Origin of the sequence: Cohnella suwonensis (assembly GCF_042655365.1) — a bacterium.
GTDB lineage: Bacteria > Bacillota > Bacilli > Paenibacillales > Paenibacillaceae > Cohnella > Cohnella suwonensis.
In genome coordinates, this window is the sequence record NZ_JBHSMH010000005.1 from 267,675 (window position 1) to 284,917 (window position 17,243).

21 protein-coding genes are annotated in these 17,243 nt (G+C 58.1%); 1 reads left to right on the forward strand and 20 read right to left on the reverse strand.

Going from position 1 to position 17,243, the window contains the following annotated elements; translation table 11 throughout:
* Window positions 1-15: 15 nt before the first annotated feature.
* The 12 genes from ACFPPD_RS03300 to ACFPPD_RS03355 form a co-directional block, all read right to left on the reverse strand.
* Entirely contained in the window at window positions 16-654 is a 639-nt protein-coding gene (locus tag ACFPPD_RS03300) for a hypothetical protein (RefSeq protein ID WP_209743092.1), read from the reverse strand.
* Between the two features lie 107 nt (window positions 655-761).
* Window positions 762-1,145: an aspartate 1-decarboxylase gene (gene panD, locus ACFPPD_RS03305; protein ID WP_209743094.1), complete on the reverse strand. Its 384-nt coding sequence runs from the start codon at window positions 1,143-1,145 to the stop codon at window positions 762-764.
* Complete coding sequence (panC, locus tag ACFPPD_RS03310) at window positions 1,130-2,059, reverse strand: pantoate--beta-alanine ligase (RefSeq protein ID WP_209743096.1); 930 nt, start codon at window positions 2,057-2,059, stop codon at window positions 1,130-1,132. The genes panD and panC overlap by 16 nt, the downstream gene beginning before the upstream one ends.
* Window positions 2,056-2,925: a 3-methyl-2-oxobutanoate hydroxymethyltransferase gene (gene panB / locus ACFPPD_RS03315; protein WP_209743098.1), complete on the reverse strand. Its 870-nt coding sequence runs from the start codon at window positions 2,923-2,925 to the stop codon at window positions 2,056-2,058. The genes panC and panB overlap by 4 nt, the downstream gene beginning before the upstream one ends.
* Window positions 2,926-3,258: 333 nt before the next feature.
* Window positions 3,259-4,236: a biotin--[acetyl-CoA-carboxylase] ligase gene (locus ACFPPD_RS03320; protein ID WP_209743100.1), complete on the reverse strand. Its 978-nt coding sequence runs from the start codon at window positions 4,234-4,236 to the stop codon at window positions 3,259-3,261.
* An 11-nt stretch (window positions 4,237-4,247) separates the two neighbouring features.
* A complete protein-coding gene (locus ACFPPD_RS03325) occupies window positions 4,248-5,603 on the reverse strand; it encodes a CCA tRNA nucleotidyltransferase (RefSeq protein WP_209743103.1) in 1,356 nt (451 codons plus the stop codon).
* Between the two features lie 14 nt (window positions 5,604-5,617).
* The gene (gene bshA / locus ACFPPD_RS03330; RefSeq protein WP_209743106.1) at window positions 5,618-6,787 is read right to left on the reverse strand and encodes an N-acetyl-alpha-D-glucosaminyl L-malate synthase BshA; all 1,170 of its coding nucleotides are present in this window, start codon (window positions 6,785-6,787) and stop codon (window positions 5,618-5,620) included.
* 130 nt (window positions 6,788-6,917) lie between these two features.
* Window positions 6,918-7,616 (reverse strand): bacillithiol biosynthesis deacetylase BshB1, encoded by a 699-nt coding sequence (bshB1, locus tag ACFPPD_RS03335; protein WP_209743108.1) that lies wholly within the window; start codon window positions 7,614-7,616, stop codon window positions 6,918-6,920.
* The gene (locus ACFPPD_RS03340; RefSeq protein ID WP_209743110.1) at window positions 7,609-8,037 is read right to left on the reverse strand and encodes a methylglyoxal synthase; all 429 of its coding nucleotides are present in this window, start codon (window positions 8,035-8,037) and stop codon (window positions 7,609-7,611) included. The genes bshB1 and ACFPPD_RS03340 overlap by 8 nt, the downstream gene beginning before the upstream one ends.
* A gap of 18 nt (window positions 8,038-8,055) precedes the next feature.
* The gene (dapB, locus tag ACFPPD_RS03345; RefSeq protein ID WP_209743112.1) at window positions 8,056-8,859 is read right to left on the reverse strand and encodes a 4-hydroxy-tetrahydrodipicolinate reductase; all 804 of its coding nucleotides are present in this window, start codon (window positions 8,857-8,859) and stop codon (window positions 8,056-8,058) included.
* Window positions 8,860-8,861: 2 nt separating this feature from the next.
* The gene (locus ACFPPD_RS03350) at window positions 8,862-9,410 is read right to left on the reverse strand and encodes a tetratricopeptide repeat protein (RefSeq protein ID WP_209743114.1); all 549 of its coding nucleotides are present in this window, start codon (window positions 9,408-9,410) and stop codon (window positions 8,862-8,864) included.
* 45 nt (window positions 9,411-9,455) lie between these two features.
* Window positions 9,456-9,824: a nucleotide pyrophosphohydrolase gene (locus ACFPPD_RS03355; protein ID WP_209743116.1), complete on the reverse strand. Its 369-nt coding sequence runs from the start codon at window positions 9,822-9,824 to the stop codon at window positions 9,456-9,458.
* 87 nt (window positions 9,825-9,911) lie between these two features.
* Here ACFPPD_RS03355 and ACFPPD_RS03360 point away from each other — a divergent pair, with 87 nt between their 5' ends.
* A complete protein-coding gene (locus ACFPPD_RS03360) occupies window positions 9,912-10,781 on the forward strand; it encodes a YitT family protein (RefSeq protein ID WP_209743118.1) in 870 nt (289 codons plus the stop codon).
* Window positions 10,782-10,794: 13 nt separating this feature from the next.
* Here the strand turns inward: ACFPPD_RS03360 and ACFPPD_RS03365 are convergent, their stop codons facing one another.
* From ACFPPD_RS03365 to ACFPPD_RS03400, 8 genes are all read right to left on the reverse strand, one after another.
* The gene (locus ACFPPD_RS03365; RefSeq protein WP_209743120.1) at window positions 10,795-11,739 is read right to left on the reverse strand and encodes a sporulation protein YpjB; all 945 of its coding nucleotides are present in this window, start codon (window positions 11,737-11,739) and stop codon (window positions 10,795-10,797) included.
* Between the two features lie 44 nt (window positions 11,740-11,783).
* The gene (locus ACFPPD_RS03370; RefSeq protein WP_209743122.1) at window positions 11,784-12,455 is read right to left on the reverse strand and encodes a DUF1405 domain-containing protein; all 672 of its coding nucleotides are present in this window, start codon (window positions 12,453-12,455) and stop codon (window positions 11,784-11,786) included.
* A gap of 108 nt (window positions 12,456-12,563) precedes the next feature.
* Window positions 12,564-13,433 carry a c-type cytochrome gene (locus ACFPPD_RS03375; protein ID WP_209743124.1) on the reverse strand — a complete coding sequence of 290 codons (870 nt, stop codon included), beginning with the start codon at window positions 13,431-13,433 and terminating at the stop codon, window positions 12,564-12,566.
* Between the two features lie 20 nt (window positions 13,434-13,453).
* Complete coding sequence (gene qcrB / locus ACFPPD_RS03380; RefSeq protein WP_209743126.1) at window positions 13,454-14,125, reverse strand: menaquinol-cytochrome c reductase cytochrome b subunit; 672 nt, start codon at window positions 14,123-14,125, stop codon at window positions 13,454-13,456.
* 20 nt (window positions 14,126-14,145) lie between these two features.
* Window positions 14,146-14,679 (reverse strand): Rieske 2Fe-2S domain-containing protein, encoded by a 534-nt coding sequence (locus ACFPPD_RS03385; RefSeq protein WP_209743128.1) that lies wholly within the window; start codon window positions 14,677-14,679, stop codon window positions 14,146-14,148.
* A gap of 261 nt (window positions 14,680-14,940) precedes the next feature.
* Window positions 14,941-15,381 carry a DUF2487 family protein gene (locus tag ACFPPD_RS03390; RefSeq protein WP_209743130.1) on the reverse strand — a complete coding sequence of 147 codons (441 nt, stop codon included), beginning with the start codon at window positions 15,379-15,381 and terminating at the stop codon, window positions 14,941-14,943.
* Window positions 15,382-15,556: 175 nt separating this feature from the next.
* Window positions 15,557-15,739, reverse strand: a complete 183-nt coding sequence (locus ACFPPD_RS03395; RefSeq protein WP_209743132.1) for an IDEAL domain-containing protein — start codon at window positions 15,737-15,739, stop codon at window positions 15,557-15,559.
* Between the two features lie 98 nt (window positions 15,740-15,837).
* Complete coding sequence (locus ACFPPD_RS03400; protein WP_209743134.1) at window positions 15,838-17,055, reverse strand: hypothetical protein; 1,218 nt, start codon at window positions 17,053-17,055, stop codon at window positions 15,838-15,840.
* Window positions 17,056-17,243: the final 188 nt, after the last annotated feature.

The window sequence follows — 17,243 nt, forward strand, 5'->3', positions numbered from 1 at the left end:
CTTCCTTTCGAGCCGTCAGGCTTGAACTAACGTTTGAAGCTCCGCGCTTCCGAATTGCAGTTGAATTTGTCCTTTTCCCCGTAGCACGGATTCGAGGTTCGTCTTCGGGTCGGCGAAAGCCGGATCGGCCTCCAACGCTTTGCGGAAATAGAGCTGGGCTTGTTCCAGATGCGCGTTAATCGCTTGAATGCAGCCAAGCGCGTTGTAGGCGATCGCCCGCAGCCTGCTCTCTTCCGATATGGCGGCGACGAGCTGGAAGTGCCGCTGCGCCTCGCTCCAATGCTTCAGGTGCATCCGGGACATCGCCAGGAACATTCGGGCGCAGACGAGGTCGGGATAAAGCGCTACCGCCTGCTCCAGTTGGTCCGAGGCATGCTCGAACATATGGAGCTTAAAGTACCCTTGGCCCTTTACGTAAGGTTCGAGAAGCTTATGCGGCTCGGGCTGGGGTTCCGATTGCTGTTGTCGCAGCTCGCGGAAGAATCCCATTTTGTCTTCGAATTGAAGCCATGATTCAATAATATCATCACTTAGCGATTTCAGCATGTCCCATTGCCGCTGCAGCTCGTTTTTTTCTTCGCCGGTGGCTTGAGGATAACGGATAATTAGATCGTCGAGCACTTCGTTCATCGTCGCGAACCATTGCCGAATCATGAGCGTACCCCTCCTCTGCGCGATTGACGGGCAATCGCTTCGACAGCATCAGCTTCGCAGTGAAACCGTACTGTCATTCTGCGTTTCGGGGAGGTGTTTCATACGCGTTACATAACGGTCGAATGCGGCTCTTCCGCCAACAATTCGACAACCTTGTTGCCTTCGCCCATAATGGCGACCCGCGGATGATGGCGGCGGGCTTCCTCGTCCGTCATGAAGCCGTAGCTGATGACGATGACGGTGTCTCCCGGCTGAACGAGCCGCGCGGCGGCTCCGTTCAAGCAGACGACGCCGGAACCCCGCGGTCCCGGAATGGCGTAAGTCTCGAAGCGAGCGCCGTTGTTGTTATTGACGATTTGGACTTTCTCGTCGGGAAGAATATCGACCAGCTCGAGCAAATCTTGGTCGATCGTCACGCTGCCGACATAGTTCAAATTCGCTTCCGTTACCGTGGCGCGGTGTATTTTGGCTTTCATCATTTGGCGGAACATAGAATCGCACCTGCTTTCGCTGGATTAAGCAATTTATTGTCGATCAGGCGGGTTTGGCCGAACCGAACCGCGACGGCGACGAGAACGTCGGCGTCAAGCCCGGCGAGCGGCTTGCCCTCTTCGGGGCGCGTCAGCTCCGGATACGTCAACAAGTCCACGTAATCGATATCGGCGATATCCGATGAGGCGATCTCGCGGCTAAGCCGGGAGATCAATTCCGATGCCGTGGCGCCTTCCTCGATCCATTCCTCGGTCCGGGACAACGCACGGGACAAGACGGACGCTTCCGAGCGCGCCTTGGCGTCCAAATACACGTTCCGCGAGCTTAGCGCGAGACCGTCTTCTTCGCGAAGGATCGGACAAGGAACGACTTCGACGGGGATATTCAAATCCTGCACCATGCGTGCGATGACCGCCACTTGCTGCGCGTCCTTCATGCCGAAGTACGCCCGATCGGGCTGCACGATATTGAACAGCTTCGCGACGACCGTCGCGACCCCGTCGAAGTGCCCCGGACGGCTCGCTCCGCATAAGGAATCGCTCACTTCGTTCACCGTCACCGTCGTGACGCGTTTGGCCGGATACATCTCCGCCGCCGAGGGCAAGAATACGATCGAAGCGCCCGACGCCGCTGCCACTTTCAAGTCCCTCGCTTCGTCGCGAGGATACTTGTCCAAATCTTCGTTCGGTCCGAATTGGATCGGATTCACGAAAATGCTAAGCAAGGTCAAGCCGTTATCGGCGGCCGACTTGCGGATCAAGCTCGCGTGCCCTTCGTGCAAATAACCCATCGTCGGAACGAATCCGACCCCGCTATCCGCTCCGGCGCGCCTGAAAGCGGCGATCGCCGCCCTCAGCTCGGCGATCGTGCGGATGATTTGCGGTTCGTTATGTCGAGGAGCGGACTCCGTCATGATTTATCGCCTCCGTATAACTTCCCGCCCAGGCTTGGCGTCGACGTTGCCGACGGATCGAGCAGGAAGGAATGCTTCTCCTCGGGAAATTGCTTCGCCCTGACTTCGTCGACGTATTCGGTCAGCGCGGCGCGGATCGTATCTCCGATGTTCGCGTAGCTTTTGACCATTTTCTTGTCTCGAACGTTGGAGCCGTAACGCAGCACGTCGTGGTACACGAGCACTTGGCCGTCGCAGCCGCGTCCCGCGCCGATGCCGATCGTCGGAATGCCGATCGAATGCGAGACGGCCGCCGCCAGCTCCTCGGTCACGAGCTCGAGCACGATGCCGAAGGCGCCCGCCTCTTCAAGCGCCTTGGCGTCCTTCAACATCTTTTCCGCTTCGTCGCTGCTCTTGCCTTGCACTTTGTACCCGCCGATTTGATGAACCGACTGGGGCGTCAATCCGATATGGCCGAGCACGGGGATGCCCGCGGACGTGAGCAGCCGAATTTCGTCCGCCAGCTCCGCGCCGCCTTCGAGCTTCACCGCGTGGGAGCCGCCTTCTTGCATGATCCTCGCCGCGTTACGGAAAGTCGCTTCGGGTCCGAGCCGGTAAGTCGCGAACGGCATATCCGTCACGACCATCGTGCCGGGCGCGCCCCGAACGACGGCGCGCGTATGGTAAATCATGTCTTCGAGCCTGACCGGAACGGTCGTATCGTAACCAAGCACGACATTGCCCAGCGAATCGCCGACGAGAATAACGTCGACGCCAGCCTCTTCCGACAGCATGGCGGAAGGATAGTCGTATGCCGTCAACATCGTGATCGGCTTCTTCTGGGCTTTCATCGCTTTCAATTTCGGGACGGTCAATGCTTGTTTCATGGGATTGCCTCCTAAGAATGTATTGGCGCGAAATCGAGAATCCGCTCCGCAACGTCCACGGACAACAAAAAAACCCGTTTCGCCCATGAGCAAAAAAGGTTCCCATTCAACATAGAACGATTTCACGTCCTTCTGTCTCGGTCCTTTCGGCTCAGAGCAGAATCCGCCGCGAATCAGACGGTATTCGGTTACTGTTGCGTGATTCGTCGCGATTCATACTGGAATATCGCGCCGCAAGTGCAGTTCGCTCTATGGCGATACCACCTTGCACAGCGATTATAACAGAAATCGGGAATGTCGTCTATGAACCGATGACCTACGTGAACCGACGATCTACGTATTTCCGTTCCCGATTTCCGCCGAATACACGGTACGGTAACTGCCGTCCGCCTGTTCCACCCTCAACCCGCCCATGGCATCCAGCTCGCGGGGAATACCTTCGATCGCGCCTTGCGGCGTATGCAGCACCGTCGTACGGCCGAGCGTGACGGCGTGCGCTTCCCATAGGGAGCGAATCGGCTCGAAGCCTTGTTCCAAATACAAGTCGTACAAGCCCTCGAACTCGGACAAGATCGACGCGATCAGCTCTCCCCGGTCGACTTCCGATCCGGAAGCCATTTTCAAGGAAACGGCTTTGGCGAGCAAATCGTCCGGATAATCCTCGGGATCGAGATTGGCGCTGATGCCCATGCCGACGACGACGTATCGAAGCCTTTCGTCCTCGGCGGCGGATTCGAGCAGGATGCCGCTGATTTTCTTTCCTCCGACGAGCAAATCGTTCGGCCATTTAATGCCGATCTCGACCTTCACCAAGCGGGAGATCGCGCGACTAAGCGCGACGGCCGCGAGCAGCGTCAGCTGGGGCGTGAGAGGCAACGGTACGGGCGGACGAAGCAGCAAGCTCATCCAGACTCCCTTGCCGGACGGAGAAACCCAATGCCTGCCCATTCGCCCGCGTCCGCTCGTCTGCTGCTCGGCGATGACGAGCGTGCCTTCCTCCGCGCCGTCTTCCGCCATATTGCGGAGCTCGTCCTGCGTCGAGGGCACGACGTCCAGCAACTTCAATTGCTTGCCGAATCGCTTCGTGTTCAGCTTCGGAAGAAGCTCGCGGACCGTCAGCCTCGAAGGCTTGCCGGTCAACCGGTATCCGAGCCGGGGCACCGCTTCGATCTCGTAACCGTCCGCTTCCAGCTTGCGTACCTGCTTCCAGATGGCGGTCCGGCTCACGTTCAGCTTCCGGCTGATTTCTTCCCCGGACACGTACCGTCCTTCTTCCGCTTCCAACAATCCGATCAAGCTAACGTTACCCATCCTTCATCCTCCTAAGCGCGACCGTCCGCTCTTTCCGTCCATTGCTTCGCCGCGGCGAGCAGCTCCGTCTTCGAATTCGCGATTTCATCGAACGCGACCGCTTCGAGCAATGCCCGGAGAAGCTCCGCGACCCAAGGCCCCGCCGGCCGGCCTAACGCCTTCGCCAGCTCGTCACCCCTAACGTCCAATGCGGACGCGGCCGTCGCCGGAATGGCTCGCATCCACCCCCTGCACAGCTCCGCGAGCTCGCCGTCCGCCGGTTCCGTCGCCGCCAGCCAATCTTCGGCGGAGCCCGCCCCGAAATCCAGCACGCCGAACAGCCACTGCTCGTAACGCTCGTCTTCCGCGCAGCCCGACATGCGTTCGTGCAAGCCGACGGCCGATCGTACCCTGTCCGTTCTTTTGCCGCCGAGGCGCAAGACGCGGAACAACTCGGCGGCGTCCGCGGACGATACGCCGATTCCGCACAGCAACGCCGTCCAACGGACGTCGACGTCTCCGCAGAGCGGCAGCGGCGGCAGCGAGACGCCTGAACCCGTCGCTTCTCCGGATCCCCAAGCGTCCCATTCCCAGCCCGCCCCGTTTAACCGATATCTCTCGGCGGCGTGCAGAACGCTTGCGGGCAACGGTTCTTTGACGTAACCGAGCAGCCCGCTCTTGAATAAGTAGTGGCAGCCTTGCTCCGGCCCGTTGCCCGCCATCGTTTTATCCCACTCCGCGCACACTCTCTCAACGGCTACTTGGCTCAGCTTCGCTCTGTGGCAAACGATCGCCTCCCATACGTCCGGAAGCAGCTCGAAGCCGAATTCGGCGGCGAAACGGACCGCCCGCAACATGCGAAGCGCGTCTTCCCCGAACCTCTCCGACGCGTCGCCGACGCACTGCACGACGCCCGCGCGCAAGGCGTCGCGTCCCCCGAACGGATCGACGACCCGGCCGTCCGAGCCGAACGCCATCGCGTTAAACGTGAAGTCCCGTCTGGCCAAATCCTCGCGAAGTTCGCCGACGAACGCCACTTCGTCCGGACGACGGCCGTCGGAATAACCGCCTTCGCGGCGGAACGTCGTCACTTCGAACGGAACGCCGTTCTCCATGACCGTCACCGTTCCGTGCTTGATGCCTGTCGGCAACGTGCGGGCGAACGCCCGCGTCACTTCTTCCGGTTTCGCCGACGTGGCGATGTCGATATCGTGCAGCTTGCGTCCCATCAGGCGATCCCTGACGCAGCCGCCGACCAAATACGCTTGATAGCCTTGCGCCTCCAGCTTACGAACGACGTCAAGCCCAGCGTCCCACAAAGGGTCTAAGGCCGCTTCCCTATCGTTTCCGTTGCCGAAGCCGTCGCCCAAATCGAATTCGAAATTCATGCCGATCCCCTCGCTCATTCGCTGCAACAGACCGGAGTACGCGCGTTCGCCGGCATGCCGAGCACGCGGTAGTAAATATCCTCGTACTGCGCCGTAATCGATTCGTTGCAAAAATCGTGATGAGCCCGCTGCAGGCAAGCTTCCCTGACGTCCGCGTACAGCTTCTCGTCGCTCAGCAGCCGGATCGCGTTGGCCGCCATGTCGTCGGTATCCCCGATCGGCGAAAGGAAGCCGGATTTGCCGTGCTGGATCAGCTCCGGAATGCCGCCGGCCACCGATGCGATCGTCGGAACGCCGCAAGCCATCGCTTCCAGCGCCACGAGTCCGAAGCTTTCTTTCTCCGAAGGGAGCAGCAACAAGTCCGCCGTCGATATCACTTGCGCGACGTCGTCTTGCTTGCCTAGGAAGTGAACGCGGTGAGTCAAGCCCATCGCTTGGATTTTCGTTTGGATTTTCGGCAAATCGGGACCTTCTCCTACGAGAACGAGCTTCGTAGGCATTCTCGCATTCACCTTGGCGAACACGTCGACGACGTCCTGCGTCCGCTTGACGGGGCGGAAATTCGAGATATGCATGAGAATCTTCTCGTGAGGTTCCGCGTAGTCGCTTCTCAGATCGGAGCATTCCCGCGGATAATAGATTCGCTTGTCGACGAAGTTGTACGTCAGATCGATCGTTTCCTCGTGAATGTCGAGCAGCTCCCGCGTTTCGCGGATCAAGTCTCGGCTGACGGCCGTTACCGCATCGCTCTCGCGAATGCCGAGGCGAATGATGTCCTTCAGCGACTCGTCCTGAGCGAGCACCGTAATGTCCGTCCCGTGAAGCGTAGTGACGACCTTCAGGCCGTCGCCGACCATCTGCTTGGCCAGGATGGCGCATATCGCGTGCGGAACCGCGTAATGGACGTGCAACAAGTCCAGCTTCTGCAGCCTGGCGACTTGGTTCATTTTGCTGGCGAGGGACAAATCGTAAGGAGGGTACCGGAACACGTAATAATCCGAAACTTCGACCTCATGATAATAAATATTGCGATGAAACTTCCCTAATCGGAACGGCATGCTGTGCGTGATGAAATGGATCTCGTGCCCTTTCTCCGCCAGCAGCTTACCCAGCTCCGTTGCGACGACGCCGGATCCGCCGAGCGACGGATAACAGGTGATACCTATTTTTAACGGACGGTTCACGTCGATTCCTCCTTACAAAAGGTAGTTCAAAAAGTTCGTTTTTGATCACGAAGTATATCGGGAGGTCTGTGCTGAAAATCGAACTCTTGAACGCTCGATCGTTTTTAGTATATTCCCCGAACGTTCGACATTAGAAGCGTTCGATCGCGATCGGGCCTTTGGCGATGAACCCTTCCGCGTACTTCCACTTCTTCTGCTGCGCGAGCAGCCTGTCCCGCGCCTCGATATTGTCCAAATACGCGCCGGTGAGCGGCGTGTCGACCCAGTCCGCTTCGTTGCCTGAGGGCATGAATTGCGAACGATAGGCTCTCAGCGCGTCCATCTTGACGGCGTGGAAATCCCCGACGTCGACGAGCACCTGCGGCGCATGCGTATCGTTAATGAAATAAAAGAACAATTGCTCGACCGTCCATGCGGGAATGTCGGGCATGTATTTTCTCAGCTTCGCGTTAAAGGTCGCTTCCTCCGCCATTCGGCTGCACGTCACGTGATCCGGATGGCGGTCGATATGGTAGGGCGCGAACACGAACCGCGGACGATGCCTGCGGATCGCGGCGACCATCAGGTCGGTTTGCTGCGCGACGGCGGACAGGCGGCGGTCCGGCAAGCCGAGGTTGTCGCGCAAGGCAAGGCCGAGAATGGCCGACGCTTCGGCCGCTTCCCGTTGCCTCGTCTCGACGTTGCCGTTCGAAGACATCTCCGCGTACGTCAAGTCGATGATGCCGACTTTGGCTCCCGATCTTGCATGCTTGGCGATCGTGCCGCCCATGCCGATCTCCGCGTCGTCCGGATGCGCGGCGAAGACGAGCAGATCGAGCGGCTCACTCATTCGTGTCGAGCCCCGGTTTATACTTATGTACGAGCTCGCGCCAAGCGAAATCGCCTCTTTCGAGCGCCTTGATCAACAATTCGGCGGTTGCCACGTTCGTCGCGACCGGAATGCCCTGCACGTCGCACAGGCGAAGAAGAGCGATGATGTCCGGCTCGTGCGGCTGCGCCATGAGAGGATCGCGGAAGAAGAGAATCAAATCCATCGTGTTCTCCGCGACGCGGGCGCCGATCTGCTGGTCCCCTCCGAGAGGACCGGACATGAAGCGATGAACGGATAATTCCGTGTTTTCCATTATGCGAGTGCCCGTCGTTCCCGTTCCGTACAGTCGATGATGCTTCAGTACGTGTTCGTAAGCGATGGCGAAATTGACCATTTCGTCCTTCTTCCGGTCGTGCGCGATAAGTGCGATATCGATCATGGGTGCAACTCTCCTCCGTTAGTCTAGGAAATGCTCGAAACCGTATACCATGCCGGTTGCGTTCATGACCTTCTTGATAGCCGTGTTCACGCCGGGCATGTATCCGGCGCGGTCGTAAGAATCGTGGCGAATCTTGAGCGTCTGCCCGAACGCGCCGAACACGACCTCTTGCTGGGCGAATACGCCCGGAAGCCTTACGCTATGTATGCGGAACCCGTCATAATACCCGCCGCGCGCGCCCTCGATCACTTCTTCCTCGTTCGGGTTGCCTTGGCGCATCTCTTGGCGCGCCTGGGAGATCCATTCCGCGGTTTTGATCGACGTGCCGGAAGGCGCGTCCAGCTTCTGATCGCCGTGGTATTCGATGATTTCGACGTGGGGAAAATATTTGGCGGCCATCGCCGAGAATTTCATCATCAGAATCGCGCCGATCGAGAAGTTCGGCGCGATCAAGCCGCCGATGCCCTGTTCGCGGCACTGCTTGTCCAACGCGGCGATCTGTTCCGGCGTGAATCCCGTCGTGCCCATGATCGGCCTAACGCCGTAGGCCAGCGCCGCTTCCGTGTTGGGCATCGCGGACTTCGGATTCGTAAAGTCGACGAGCACGTCCGGACGGGTCGCGGCCAGCGCGTCCGCCAAGACGCGGGAGACGATGACGCCGGTGTCGGGTTTCCCGACGAGCGTCCCGGCGTCAACGGGCTCCGCCGTCGACGCGACAGCGGCGACGAGCCGAAACTCGGGATCCTCCAACACCATTCTAACGACTTCGCGGCCCATTCTCCCCGTTGCGCCCGCCACGGCGACTTTAATGACTTGCGACATGTTCACCAGTTCCTTTGCGAATTGTAGTGTGAGTATTGTTGTTTGATCGCCCGTCGCCTTTCCGCGCGCACTTCGCTCAGAAGACGTTTCGTTTCCTCGTTCTGCGGATCGAGCTGAAGGGCATCGCGCAAGCTATCCAGGGAGAGCTTGTAATTGCGCTGCATCCGGTATAGAATACCGAGCATCAGCCTTGCCTCGGCGGACAAAGGATCCAACTGGGTCGCATCCTTCAGCAGCTTCGCGCTCTCGTCGATATTCGGCGCCGGTTGTGCCAGCAATATCCGGGCTTCGTAAATGCGTTGCTTGGATAAAAGCGTTCGCAAGTGCAGCTGATACGACGGATTGTCCGGTTGCAGCTCGGCGGCGCGCCGCGCGTAGGCGAGCGCCTGGGGCAATCTCCCGTTTCTCGCGCAGGTGATCGAACCGCTATGCAAATAAGTAGCGTTGTCCGGCTCCAGCGCGATCGCTTGGGAGAAACCGTTCATCGCCGACTCGAAATCTCCCCGGAAGATGGCATCGTATGCCTGCCGGAGGCACGTTTCCCCGTCCATGCCGACCATCCTCCCTTCTTTCGGGGATAGTTCAGCATATGTCGGTCAGGCGTTATCGGTGTTCTTCCTAGTCCACCTGTTCGCGTCCCGGGTATTGAATTTATCCATCACCTTGAGGTGCGCTTCCGTCAGATCGATGCCGAGAGAATTGGCGAAGCAAGCGACGATGAATAGAATATCGCCGAGCTCCAGCTCGATGGAATTATCGGCTTCCTCTTTCTTTTTCGGCTTCTCGCCGTAGGCGTGGTTCACTTCCCGCGCCAGCTCGCCGACTTCCTCGGACATCCGGGCAAGCATCGATAACGGGGAAAAGTAGCCTTCTTCGAATTGCGAAATATAGGCGTCGACGTCGCGCTGAATATCCGCGAGCGTACGCTCCGCCAATGCCTTGCCGGCAATGCGCGATTGTCCCATCGTCCGTATCCTTTCGTGAAGGTTTATATTCTATGTTAGCGTAAGACGTAATCGAAAACAAATGCATTTTTGGAGGAATCTTCTCGCATGAACCATTCCCGCATATGGAACGAAGTCAAGACGTGGTGCCTGCTCGCGGCGGGCACGGCGCTTTACGCTTTCGGCCTGCAATACTTTATTATTCCTAACATGCTCATGGAGGGCGGAGTGACCGGCGTCGCCGTACTGTTGAACTACGCGCTCGACTTGCCCGTATGGCTGACCTCCTTGGTCATCAACTTGCCTTTGTTCGCGCTCGGTTGGCGGCAGCTCGGCAAGAACGCTATGGTGTACACGCTGGCCGGCACGTTGATGCTGTCGCTCTTTCTCTGGATCGCCGAACGGCTCGTCGACAACGGATGGATGGCGCCGTTCCGTACCGATCAAGATTTCATTCTCGTCGTCCTGTACGCGGGAGTGACGCTCGGCATCGGGCTCGGACTCGTCTTCCGCGCCGGCGGGACGACCGGGGGCGTCGATATTATCGCCCGTATACTGCACAGGCTTCGGGGCTGGAGCATGGGGCAGATCATTTTGACGCTGGACGTGCTGATCCTCGGCCTTTCGTTGCTGTTCATCCCGAAGGAGAAAGTGCTGTATACGCTCGTCAGCGTGTTCATCGCCTCCAAAATCATCGATTACATCCAAGAGGGCGCATACGCGGCCAAAGCGTTCACGATTCTATGCCAAGAGCCCGAGAAACTCGCCAAACACATCACGAACGAGCTCGATCGCGGCGTCACGCTCATGCCCGCCGTCGGCGCATACTCCGGCGACAATAAAATGGTCGTCTATTGCGTCGTCAGCAGGTTCGAAATCGGCAAATTAAAAAGCCTCGTCCGTCAACATGACCGGAGGGCTTTTATCGTCATCAGCGAAGTACATGACGTGCTCGGGGAGGGCTTCCGGGAAGAATAAGCCCGTTTCCCGTCTATTTCTTTGTTTTCCATTGATCGATCCACTTCTTCGCGGCGTCTTCTTTGCCCTCGTCCATGCCGCGGGAAACCGAATGCTCCGCGAACCGATCCTCCTTGTATCGTCTCCATCCGACCCAAGATAGCACCGTCACGATAAACGAGCCGATCGTCGCCGACCATCCCCACGACGGCGGCACTGTACCGAGCGGCGGCACGAACGCCGCCGGCGCTTCCTCCGGGAACAAGCCGTCCAGCGCGTCCCGCAATTGGATCGCGATGCCCCGCAGCAATTCCGTCTGCGTCGATTCCGCGCCGATCAATCGCGAAGCGTATCGGAACGCGGAATCCGCCCGCTCGATGGCTGAAGGCTCCGCTTGCAAGGAGGCTGCCGTCCTTACGACCGAGTAGTGGGAAGACAACTGACCGAATGCCGTTTTCGCCGACTCGCTCGCAGACGACGATCCGGACGCGGCCGATTTGCTCGGCAAAGCGGCTTCGAGCTTATTGATATCGTCATTGAAAACTTTGCGGTAAGTGACCCAGATCGGACGATCCGGATGGGCGAGCGCGTCCGCCGCGAGACGAAGCCGCGCCGCGCCTTCCTTCCATTTCCGTTCGTCGGGTCCGACCGTCGCGACCGCCCTCTTCATGTCCGTCATGCTATTGGCGAGCGCCTGAATGCCTTCCGCCGTGGCGATGCCCTCCATGGGCAATCTGCGGAGCTGCTCTTCCAACGCGTTGAGCTTGTCCCTCGTCAAGTCCCAATTCCCCTCGTTGACCGCCCTGTACAACGATTCCGCCCCCGCGAGAAATCGATCGTAGGAAGACTGAACGGCAATGCTCGGCTTCGCCGATACGGGTGCCGTCTGCGCCAGCCAGAGCGCGGCGAATAACAACGCCAGCGGCGCGGCGACGAGCATCCGTCTCCTTCTTTGCATGAACCACCCGAAAGCAAACACGGACATCCCCTCCTATCCGTAAGGATATGAAGGGATGTCCGCGTTTAGAACGACTTGTCCGCCCGATGGGCCGCCCCCCTGCCCGAAGAAGGCACGAAGCGTGCCAAAGCCGCCGACATGACGCTTAGCGCCGTCAGCAGGAACGTGAAAGCGGCAACGTAATCAACATCGTCGTCGAGCTCGGACGGCAAATACGGATAGACGCCGTAGGAGTAATCAACCGTATCGTTCAGGAACGTCCAAGCGGCCGCGGCCGCGAGCGAATAGCCGCCGAACGAGAAAAACCTCGCGTACAGCAGCGCCGTAACCGCCATCGCCGAATGCCCGATGACAAGCATCCAATGTTCCCACTGCAAGACGTCGCCTTGAGCTTGTCCGGCGAAAATGATCGCCGTCGCCCAAATGCCGTATTTCACTGAAGTGACGACGCCGAGCGCCTCGACGATTCCCCGTACGGCATTCACCCGGCGCCGCTTGGACGGGCTGGGAGTAACCCATAGCCAAAGCACGGCCGCCGCGAAGAACAACGACGCCGTCGGACTATCTGGAACGAAAGGAAGCTGCCAAGCCGGATTGTCGTTCCAGACGCTTTGCAACTGGTCTTTGTACCAATAGTAGCCGTACAGCGTGCCGGGAACGTAGACGAGCATTAGTATCCACAGCGTAGCGGGATGGAGCAAGATGCTACGGGACAGCATCCATTTCAACCAAGCCATAACTCTCTTCCTTTCGGGCATGTCCGGTTGAACCGGACCTCGCCGCTATTTCTCAAAAAAAACCTGACCGGTACGGTCAGGTTTTTCGATAGCGAGCCGGCTAGCGGTTTACTGCGCCGCTTTTTGCTTGGACAGCCAAGTCGCGATTTGATCGATTTGTTCCGTGGACAAGTCCGCTTTAAAAGCTGGCATGCCGGAGCCTTTGCCGTTCGTGATCGTCTCGACAAGCTCTTCCTTGCTCAGCACGTCGCCGATGCCGCGCAGCGTAGGAGCACCGCCGCCTTCGAGCTCCGCGCCGTGGCAGGCGATACATTGGGCTTGCGTCATCGTTTCGGTGAAAGCGGGATCGTCGGCTTCAACCATCGCCGCGATCTTCTCTTTGCCCGGAATCGGACGCGGCAAGCCTTTTTCCACCGCTTCTTCGGCTTTGATCTCCCGAACGATATGCTCCGGAGTCACTCCGTTGACTTCCAGCTCGTGCTGGTAGTGATCCCAAGAAACCCAAGTCAAGTAAGCTGCCGCCGCGACCGATACGAGCATCAGGGATGATGCGATCGGACGTCGATAGAAGCGGCGCTCCTTGCCCGTATCCAGGAACGGAGCGAGTAACAGGGCGATGAACGGAATACCGGATAAGCCCAGAATGCCGAGAACGATATAATCGCCCGAGGCGTACGGATATTTCAGCAGCTGGTACATGAACAAGAAGTACCAGTCCGGCATCGGAATGAACGAGCTGTTCAGCGGGTCCGCCGGATAGCCGAGCGGAGCCGGTTCCGCGATAATCAACGTCAGGAATCCGACGAGCACGACGACGCCGGCCATCCATTCCTTCAGCAAGAAGTTCGGAATAAAAGCCTCAGACTTGCCGGGAAACGCGGTATAGTCAGGCGGCACCACGTTCGAGTAATCCCTTTTTCGTATGCGAGAATCGCCTACGAAGACGACTTTTTCGTTTGGATCATGTTTATGTGCCATCGCTAGTCACTCCCCCTCTCTTACAGCGGCCCGGAAATGCCCTGTTTACGAATCATAAAGAAGTGTCCGGCTAACAATCCGAGCAGCAGGGCCGGCAGGAAGAACACGTGGATCGCGAAGAACCGCGTCAGCGTTTGCGCGCCGACGATCGTGCCGCCGTTCATTAACTCCTTGATGTATTCGCCCAAGAAAGGTACAGATCCCGCGATTTCCAGACCGACCTTCGTCGCGTAATACGCTTTGTTGTCCCACGGAAGCAGGTAACCCGTGAATCCGAGACCCAACATGACGAAGAAAATCAACATGCCGACAACCCAGTTCATTTCCCGAGGCGCCTTATAGGAACCCGTGAAAAATACGCGAAGGGTATGTAGGAACATCATTACGATAACGAGACTCGCGCCCCAGTGGTGCATCCCCCGCACGATCGCGCCAAACGCGATTTGGTGCTGCAGGTAATCGACGCTGTAATAAGCGTTGATGATATCCGGGACGTAATACATCGTCAGAAACATCCCCGAGAGGATCTGAATGACGGTAATGAAGAACGTCAGTCCGCCGAAGCAATACACGAAAGCGGAGAAGTGATGCGCCGGGTTGACGTGCTCGGGCACCTCGTGATCGGCGATATCTCTCCACATCGGCGTAATGTCCAGACGTTCGTCGATCCAGTTGTACATGTTTTTGAACATTGGGACGAAACGCCCTCCTTCTAAACGCGACTATTCGGTACAAGCGGGCCTAGGTACACCCATCCGTTCTCCGTCTTGACCTGGTATTCGTCTAGCGATTTCGGCGCAACCTTGAGGGTTTTGCCGTTTTTGTCGTACTGCGCGCCGTGGCACGGGCAGTGGTACTTGTTCGGCGCTTCTTCGCCGCTCCAACCGATCGTGCAGCCCAAGTGCTTGCACACGGGAGACAACGCGAAAATTGTGCCGTCTTCGCCCTTAGTAATCCAAGCTTGCATCTTAGGATCGCTTTCATACCAACCGTCGACTTGGTGAACCTTGAAGTCGACTTGCTGAGGCTCGTTCGTCACTTTGCTCTCTTCGATGGCTTTAACGAAGCTACCTTTTTGCTTTTTAACCAATATTGGATCTACGGCAAAGCGAAGCATCGGCAAAATGGCCCCGCCGGCCATGAAGGCTGTTGCGCCGCCAAGCGTGTAAGACAAAAACTGACGTCTCGACATTTCTTTCCGCTTGACCGGTTTGTGCGTGGTTTCTTGCTGCGTATTGTGGTCCATTCATTCTACCCCCTTTGCCACACCAATCTTGCGTCCGGTACGGACTTTTACAATCTGTTCACAAGGACATAACTATAATAGCCCACGCGTTATGGAGCGTCAAGAATGGCTCCGGGAGTTCCATCGCCTGTCGGGTTCGACGCCGTTAAAATGTTCTCAAATTGTCACATTTCACCGCGGGCCGTGTCTGCCTAGTGTTTACGCGATATCGATCGCTTATTCGTGCCTCTTTCCGATATCGCGCTGCGCGGAGCCGCCGCCTTAAACCGCGGATGGAGGCGCCGACGACGGCTTTCGCCACAAATCGGCAACCGATTTGCCGATACCGGCCGCTTCCGGTTGCTCGTCGTCGCTTTCCGGTTGCACGACGAGGTCCGCTTCGAGCGGCTCGTCCAATCGCAACGGATGGCCGCTCACGACGACGACGTAACGGAAGCCGGCGCTTCTGCAATTTCGGATCAGCCTGTTGATGGCGGCGGCACGGCCGTTGTCTAAGCCATTATAATGGTAGGCCGGCATAGTAACGGTCCTCCCGCGGAACGCTTGCTCGAGAGGAACGAGCCATTCGCCCGTCCTGGCGATTTTCTCCGTCGCGTCCCAAGGCGATTCCTCTCCGGTCAATCCGGATAACGGGAGGAAGCAAGTATCGAGATAAGGCTGCAGATCCGGCCAGCTTTCCTCGCCGATTTCGCTGAATTTCATGCGTAAAGTCCTCTCCTGCTCGTCAATATGCGTATGGCTACTATCGTACTACAAATCAATCGCCAAGCAAACACGGCTTCGGCTGATTCGGACGCGCGAAAAAAACCCGGCCGCGATGGCCGGGTTATCGCATGGGGAGATCGGTAAACCCGAGCCGATCCGGTGGTACGCATCCTTATCGCTGAATCGTTTTCAGTTCGTCGGTCAGGCGGCGGAACGACTCGGCGTCTCCTTGCGCAAGCGCATCGTCGATGGCGTTATAAATTTTCTCCGTCCGGTAATTGCGCAGCGCTTCGTCCAGGACCATTTCCGCCGCCAATCCCAGCATCGTCTCATAGGCGACTTTCATGTTGTCCATTCGTTGCACCTCCGAATTTCGGCTCCCACTACAAGCATATTCATCGCGGTCCGCCCCGCTCAAGACAAACGCCCCTATTCCGATCAATGTATCCTCGCCTATCGTTCCGAAGACGCGGGAGGGATGCCGGAGATGAGCGATTTGCCTTGGGAAGTCAGCTTCACGACCGCTTCGCCCTTGTCGGTCTCGCCCCATCGTAAGGCGCCGAGGTGCATGAGCATGCGCAGAACCCTATTTTCGAGAACGTCCCTCTGGGTGTCGTAATAGTAGGAACGCGCGAGCGGCTGGAGAATGCGGCAGACGGAATCGACCGTCGTCCACTCCGGCGTCAGCCGCATGATCCACTGCGCGAGCGTCGTTAAATTCGGCACGGGAGCCTTGTATTGCCGAAGCCAACAGCGGTATAGCTTCGTTTGGTCCGTCTTGGCGAATCCGTCCGCCGCGTTGCGCCCTTGCTCCGTCAATTCGAGACGATCCGCCAGCTCCGCGACGAAGCCTTCCGAATAGACGTAATCGTACAGCAAAGAGAATCGGTCCGGATAGTCCCTGAACTTGCGCCCATACCCGAAACGCCAGCCTCCTCGGGAAGGGATCGTCTCCGATACCGACATCCGCTCGAGCGCGAGCGACAGCTGCCTCTTGTACATCACTCCGTCCGACGTCAGCGGCACATCGTTATCGCGGACGTATTTCAGGAAAGCGCCCGCGTCTTCCGCGAGCAAGCTCGCTTCGTCGCGGTATGCCGGCGGTTCGGAAACGAAGTCGAGCGAATGACGGAATCTCTTCTCGAGGGCGTCTCCGAGACGCGTCTTCACGTCTTCCGGCACTTGGAACAAATATCTCGTATGCTGGGAAAAGCCGTTGAACAGCCAGCCGTTCCTCTTGAACCGGGAGATCGACTGGCGAGCCGTCTCGTCCGGTCCGGGCGGCGACTTGACCGCATCCGTCTTCTTCTTCCGTTCCTTGCCCTTCGCGGCCAGCGGCTTCGTCACGGCCGAAGCTGCCGTATCCCCGGTATTCCCGGCGACGACAAGGCCGGTCGAAGCGCCCGACGACTCCCCGCCGATCGCCCTCGCTTTCAGCTCTTCCAAGCTGTATGCGGACCTGCTCTCGAACAGAAGAGAGTTCAGGAACCTCAAGTCATTGCCCGTTACCTCGCCCACTCTCGATTCGAGAACGTCTCTGCGCTGCACCGTCGATAAGATCGACTGGATCAATTCGTTCTTGGAATGGCTGCTGCATTCGCAGCCGTATGCCTCGGCGATCGCCGACAATTCGGCGATATCCGAATAACTGAGCATGTCGGCCAAATTCATCGGCTTTCCCCGCTTCTTGGAGGTATATCTAACAGTATTGTCGCGAGGAAATAGACTTAAACGTTGGCCCGAGCAAAAACGCCTACTGCGCCCGCTGGACGCTGAAGCAGCTTTGCGTAGACGATTCGGCAATGGATAAGCGTGAAACGTATACATGCTGAATCGTGGGCGCAAAAAAGATCCGGCCG